This window comes from Citrobacter sp. VF227, assembly GCF_052950715.1.
Window position 1 is genome coordinate 1 of sequence record NZ_JBRFVF010000554.1, and the last position, 442, is coordinate 442.

Sequence of the window (442 nt, forward strand, 5' to 3'; positions counted from 1 at the left end):
TTTATTGCAGGTCTGCTCCTGATGGCGGTGCTGGTATTTGCCGGCCGAATGCTCTGCTCGCTGGAACGTAATATCCGCCAACAAAAATATGCCCGCTTCACTCCGCAGCATCAGCCGTGTCCGTCGACAAATAGCGCCGCGGATACTGTGCGCACCGCTAAAAAACGTGAGGTTGCCTGATGACTCGTTTACATCGTTACGGCTGGGAACTGGCGCTCGCCGCGCTACTGGTGATTGAAATTCTGGGAATTGGCGCTCTGAACCCTCGACTGCTGGATCTGAACGTACTGCAGTTCAGCACCAGCGCCTTTATCTGCATTGGTATTGTTGCCCTCCCCTTTACCATGGTGATCGTCAGCTGCGGGATCGATATCTCTTTTGGCTCTACGATGGGGCTGTGCGCTATCGCCCTGGGCGTGATGCTCCAGGGTGGTGTACCGTT

Annotated in this window: 2 pseudogenes; both read left to right on the forward strand. The window is 55.2% G+C overall.

Annotated features, from left to right (window positions below):
- Positions 1–180, forward strand: a pseudogene (locus ACU8YC_RS27815) (autoinducer 2 ABC transporter permease LsrC); the annotation flags it as partial.
- Positions 180–442: pseudogene (locus ACU8YC_RS27820) on the forward strand (autoinducer 2 ABC transporter permease LsrD); the annotation flags it as partial. The pseudogenes ACU8YC_RS27815 and ACU8YC_RS27820, both read left to right, overlap by 1 nt.